Below are 2,385 nucleotides of genomic sequence, written 5' to 3'. Positions count from 1 at the left end.
CTTTTATCAACAAGGTATGCGGGCTGCAACCCTTATCCAGTCTATTTCATAGACCTCTTTGTCACCCTCCCAGGTTTGCACCAGACAATCGTCAAGCAGTTATTGAAGCATTAGCAGATCCCAAATGCCGAATTGTTACTCTAACGATCACTGAAAGCGGCTACTACATCATTGAAGGAAGTGGCGAATTCGATCCTAATCACCCAACGATTCAGCACGATTTGCAACATCCTGACCAACCAATCGGGACATACGGTTTTTTAACAGCCGCACTCGAAAAGCGACGTAAACAGGGGTTGGCACCCTTTACAGTCTTGTCCTGCGACAATATCCAGGGCAACGGCAACATGGTGCGGAAAATGCTAACGACATTTGCCCAAATGCGCGATCCCGAGTTAGGACGTTGGATTGCGGAACACGTTGCGTTTCCCAACTGCATGGTCGATCGCATTACTCCGCTGACAACCCCAGCAGATATCAAAATGGTGGCCCAACAGTTTGGTATTGATGATGCGTTTCCAGGTGTCGCGGAGCCTTTCATCCAGTGGGTAATCGAAGATACCTTTTGTGCAGGCAGACCCGATTGGGAATCCGTTGGGGTACAGATGACGAGCGATGTTCATCCCTACGAGATGATGAAAATTCGGCTGCTCAATGCCAGTCATATGTTGATTGGCTATCTCGGCTCTGTTGCAGGTTATACCTACGTTTATGAAGTCATGGCAGACCCGTTATTCCGGCAAGCCGTTGCTAACCTGATGGACGAGGTGACACCCACGCTCCAACCCGTTCCTGGGATTGATTTAGACGATTATAAAAAGACTCTAATTGAACGGTTTTCCAATCCTAAAATTCGCGATCAGCTTCCGCGCCTGTGCCTGAATGGATCGGCCAAAATTCCTAAGTTTGTTTTGGGATCGCTCCGCGATAAATTACAACTTGAAGGTGCGATCGATTATCTCAGTTTGACGATTGCTGCTTGGTGTCGATACATCAATAGTCATGATGGACAAGGGCAACCTATTCCCATTGATGACCCATTAGCAGACATCCTCACTCAACGCGCCAGTTTGAGTGAATTAGATCCCAGACCATTACTGGGCCTATCTGAAATTTTTGGAGATTTAGTAGAGTCGCCACGTTTCGTCGAGGCTGTTGGTGACCAGTTGCGTAGTTTGCATGAGTTCGGTGCTAAAGGAACGCTAGCCCGATTGTCGTAGGCACCATCCGCATCGGTGAGGAAACTTATTTGACACTGCCACGGCCACTACGTTAAAGCCGTGGGATTCTCCCGTCTAGCCCAGCTCTATGTCTACGAGTGCAAAGGGAAATTCAGCAGCCAGTACAGCGCAGTATTTATTGAGGTCATTCTTTCCTATCTTCCCTCTGACCAAAGCATCTATCTTAAGGCGGATTCTTCTGAGCGAGTAACTCAGGTTCAATAGAGAAGACCGTGTATGCCTACGGATGGATATTCATGAAGCGCGACGCCACAGGCAAGTTTGTTAGCAATTGGAACTCGGAGACGAAACAACGAGTGAGCGTATCTCTTACCAATACAGCATGGCGATCGCTCGATAAAGAGGCTAACAGGCGAGGAATTTCTCGCTCTGAAGTCATTGAACGCTTTGCCCGCAGTCTTGAAAGCGAACAGTTGTTCTGTGCCCAAGAAACTGAGGGCAAGGTAGCAACAATTCTTGAAAGCATTACGGATGCTTTTGTCGCCTTCGATCGCGACTGGCGCTACACCTACGTGAATCAAGCGGCGGCTAAAATCCTGCACAAAACGCCAGAAGAGCTACTGGGAAAGCACGTTTGGAAGGAGGTTTTTCCTGATTTGGTCGGTGGAATTGCCTATCGGGAACTACATCGGGCAGCGATCGAACAGGTTCCTGTTTCCTGGGAAGAATTTGGGGAACCGGTTCAGCGTTGGTTAGAGGCGAATGCCTATCCCTCTGCGGAGGGTGTAGCGGTTTATTTTCGAGATGTGACCGATCGCAAGCAAGCGGAGGCAGAACGAGAACGGTTGTTGCACGAGCTGGAAATTGAACGCGCCCGATTTGAAGCCGTTTTGCGACAAATGCCTGCTGGAGTCATGATTGCCGATGCGGCATCCGGTAAATTAGTTCTGGCGAACGAACAAACCAAGCAAATTGTTGGGTATGGCTATGAACAATTGCTGGAGATTGAGGACTATGCACCCCTTATTCCCAGTGAAATATTTAACTTAGATGGTCAACTCTATTCGCCTCATAAGTATCCATTGGTGCGCTCGCTAAAAACAGGTGAAGTCGTTACCAACGAAGAGATATAGCGTTCCTAATTGAGTTGTGAACACTAACCATACATATAAAGTTTGGGAAATCCAAATATTTGACGATTCAG

The 2,385-nt window shown here is 47.9% G+C and carries 2 protein-coding genes; both read left to right on the top strand.

Annotated features, from left to right (window positions below):
• Positions 1–1,220: mannitol dehydrogenase family protein (locus QUA47_RS30700; protein ID WP_333433608.1), on the top strand; the 1,220-nt coding region annotated here is incomplete at its 5' end.
• 233 nt (positions 1,221–1,453) lie between these two features.
• Positions 1,454–2,314: a PAS domain-containing protein gene (locus tag QUA47_RS30695; protein WP_333433607.1), complete on the top strand. Its 861-nt coding sequence runs from the start codon at positions 1,454–1,456 to the stop codon at positions 2,312–2,314.
• The last annotated feature ends 71 nt before the right edge of the window (positions 2,315–2,385 follow it).

Source organism: Microcoleus sp. MON2_D5, from assembly GCF_036701905.1.
Taxonomy (GTDB): Bacteria; Cyanobacteriota; Cyanobacteriia; order Cyanobacteriales; family Microcoleaceae; genus Microcoleus.
This window is presented reverse-complemented; position numbering and strand designations above follow the sequence as displayed.